The following is a 3,350-nucleotide window of genomic DNA, read 5'->3' on the forward strand; positions in this document are numbered from 1 at the left end:
CCACGGGGAAAAGGCCATGCGGCGGGGATTTGTCGTCTTGGACCAGGTACTCCGGCGGCGTGTGGGACATGGTCTGCGCGGACCCGGCAGCAGGACCGGGCCCGGACGCAAAAGAACCCCGGTCCGAAGACCGGGGTTCTTTTGTATATTTGCGTGCGCGAGGGGGGATTTGAACCCCCACACCCTTTCGGATACTGGCACCTGAAGCCAGCGCGTCTGCCGTTCCGCCACTCGCGCGCAACTTCTTTTCCATGATTTACGCCCGGTTTCCCGGAACCGCAACCTTGTAAAAGCAGCGAGATCAAGCATAACGGACATCGGCGGCAAAACACCAATTGAGGACAGCGGCGCCGTTGGAATGCCCTGCCGAACCGCTATGCCTGGGTCGGCAAACTGAACTTTTCCGGACGCCCGGCCGTTGGGGATTAAGGTCATTCACAGGCCTGCCCAGTAGTATCTGATGTAGTAGTGCCTGCCGCGCTCCGGCTGGCCACTGCGTTCTGAACAATGCTCTGCAGTGAGTTCCGGAGCGAAAACTACCCCGCAGCCGGGAGGAAAGGAGAAGGACCATGGGATTGCTGGACAAGGTCGAGCGTGGCATCGAAAAAGCCGTCCGCGGTGTCTTCTCCACAGGCTCGCGTGCCCAGGTTGAACCTGTGGAAATCGCCAGCCGCCTCCGCCGCGAGGTAGACAACAAAGCCCTCACCGTCGCAGCGGGGCGCACACTGGCCCCGAATGTCTTCGACGTCCAACTCAGTGACGAGGACTTCAGGCGCGCCCAGGACTGGGGTACGCCGCTGGCCGAGGAACTCTGCGACGTCGTCATCAACCATGTGCGCAGCCAGGGCTATACGCTCCAGGGATCCGTGCGGATTTCCTTCCGCCGGGCCGAGGACATGCGGGCCGGTGACTTCGAGATTGTCTCTTCCACCGAAAAGGCCAAGGGCGGTCCTGGCAACGCGGCACCACGGCCCCATGTGCCGGCAGCGCCCAGCCGCCAGCCCGTACGCCTGCAGCCGGTGTTGGATATCGACGGCCAGCGCTATTCCCTCAACGCGCCGTCCATCGTCCTGGGCCGGTCTTCGGAGGCGGATATCCTCGTCGATGACACCGGCGTTTCGCGCCGCCACCTCGAGATCCGTACTGCCAGCGGCGTTACCAGCGCCGTGGATCTGGGCTCCACGAACGGCAGCTACGTCAACGGCCACAAGGTTGCCGGCAGCACAGAACTGACCGACGGTTCCACCATCACCATGGGACGGACAAAAATCATCTTTCGCCTTCTGCCTGCCAACACCGGTGGCCGCCCATGAGTGAACTGACCATCACCGCGCTCCGGTTCGGCTTCCTGATCCTGCTCTGGGTCCTGATTTTCAGCATCGTCTCGGCCATGCGCCGTGATCTGATGGTGGGCCGCAAGGCCGCTGCCGGCACTCCAACAGCGCGGCAGGTCCGGAAAAACCCTGAACTCGCCGAGGCACCCGCGCCGCCGCAGAAGCAGCAGGCGCATCAACTGGTGGTCACCGAAGGTCCGCTCAAAGGAACCACCATCCCGCTGGCAGCGAGCCCTATCCTCCTGGGCCGCGCCCAGGAAGCCACCCTGGTGCTTGAGGACGACTACGCTTCAGGCCGCCACGCGCGGCTCTTTCCCCAGGGCAGCCGCTGGTTCATCGAGGATCTCGGCTCCACGAACGGCACGTACCTCGCCGATCAGCAGCTGACGCGGGCGCTGCCCGTTGAGCCTGGCGTACCCGTGAGAATCGGCAAGACGGTCATCGAATTGAGGCCATAGCAATGGCCGCTGAAGTTCCCGCCGGCGAGTCCAAGCCCGTCCAGCGGCCCCTCATCATGCGCTATGCAGCGCGTTCTGATGTGGGACGCATCCGAGCCAAAAACGACGACTCCGCGTATGTGGGCCGCCATCTGGCCGTGGTTGCAGACGGCATGGGCGGCCACGCCGGCGGCGACGTCGCCTCGGCCGCCACCGTCCTGGACATGCTGCACCTGGACAAGGGAGATTACGCGGGCGACGCCGGCACCATCCTGGCGGACGAGATCCAGACCGCCAATTCGCTCCTCTCCGAACTGGTCCACATCAACCCCAAGCTGGCCGGGATGGGAACCACCGTCACCGCCCTGCTGCTCGCCGAGGGCAAACTGCACTTCGCGCACATCGGCGACTCCCGCGCCTACCGCCTCCGCGACGGCGAGTTTGAGCAGATCAGCGTGGACCACACGTTCGTCCAGCGCCTCATCGATGAAGGCCGTCTTCGGCCCGAAGAAGCCGAAACCCACCCGCACAAGAACGTCCTGATGCGTGTCCTGGGCGACGTCGACGCCAGCCCGGAGCTGGATCTGGACACCCTGGACGTCAAACCCGGGGAGCGCTGGCTGCTGTGCTCGGACGGCCTGAACTATGTTGCCGGCCACGTGGTGGAGCGGACGGTCCGCGAGACGAAGGACCTGCGCGAGTGCGTTGAAACCCTGGTTGACCTCACGCTTGAGAACGGTTCCCCCGACAATGTCACCGTGGTCATGGTGGAAATCGTTGAGGAAACGCGCGACGACGTCAGTACCGCCGCCGTCGACGTCGTCCCTTCACTGCCGGCCGCCGCTGCCCCCGTCGCTGCTGCCGCGCCGGACGCCCGGGAGGATCCTGACGCCCCTGAGGCCGGCGAACGCCCCGCAGCTGAGGGTCAGAAGTCTGCCACCGATGAACAGTCCAGCACCGACCCTCATCTGGGCGAGCACCTCTCAGCCGAGGTCCTGCGCCAGGAACTGGCCTCGCGCCCCCACGAACTGGTGGGCGCCGCTGCTGCTGCAGCTGAGTCAGGCTCCATTCCCACCATCGCCGGGCGCACTGTTGCCAGGCGTGCCGCAACCGTCCTGACCCACAAGGCCGAGACCCCTGCGTCCGATGAGGATGAAATCCTTGAACGGCCTAAGCCACGCCGGTGGGTCACCCTGTCCATTGCCGCGTCGGTCCTGCTGGTGCTGACCGTGGGCCTTTGGCTTGGTTACGCCTGGACGCAGACCCGCTACTACATCGGGGAGTTTGATTCCCGTGTTGCCATTTACAACGGGGTTTCGCAGCGGCTGGGGCCCATCCAGCTCTCAACATTGGAAGCCGTGACAGAAATCCAGATGGATTCATTGCCCCAGTTCTCACAGCAGCGCGTCCGGCAGACCGTCCCGGCCCGCGATCTTTACGACGCACAGCGGATCGTCAAGAACCTCGAAGGCACCGGAACCATCGCCCCCGCGGACGAGTGCTTGACTGCCCCGCCCACTTCCGGCGCCACCACCGACCCGTCAGCTCCGCCTGCAACGGATCCGGCAGCTTCCCCCAC

The 3,350-nt window shown here is 64.7% G+C and carries 3 protein-coding genes and 1 tRNA gene; 3 read left to right on the forward strand and 1 reads right to left on the reverse strand.

The window, feature by feature from the left end:
• Positions 1–154: 154 nt before the first annotated feature.
• Positions 155–237, reverse strand: a tRNA-Leu gene (locus DBR22_RS13115).
• Positions 238–569: 332 nt separating this feature from the next.
• On the opposite strand from DBR22_RS13115, the gene DBR22_RS13120 reads away from it, so the two are divergent.
• From DBR22_RS13120 to DBR22_RS13130, 3 genes are all read left to right on the forward strand, one after another.
• On the forward strand, positions 570–1,313 hold the full coding sequence (locus tag DBR22_RS13120; protein ID WP_108599385.1) for an FhaA domain-containing protein: 744 nt from the start codon (positions 570–572) through the stop codon (positions 1,311–1,313).
• On the forward strand, positions 1,310–1,792 hold the full coding sequence (locus DBR22_RS13125) for an FHA domain-containing protein FhaB/FipA (protein WP_108599386.1): 483 nt from the start codon (positions 1,310–1,312) through the stop codon (positions 1,790–1,792). Before DBR22_RS13120 ends, DBR22_RS13125 begins: the two co-directional genes overlap by 4 nt.
• A 2-nt stretch (positions 1,793–1,794) precedes the next feature.
• Positions 1,795–3,350: PP2C family protein-serine/threonine phosphatase (locus tag DBR22_RS13130; RefSeq protein WP_108599387.1), on the forward strand; the 1,556-nt coding region annotated here is incomplete at its 3' end.

The organism is Arthrobacter sp. HMWF013 (assembly GCF_003061105.1).
Classification (GTDB): Bacteria; Actinomycetota; Actinomycetes; order Actinomycetales; family Micrococcaceae; genus Arthrobacter.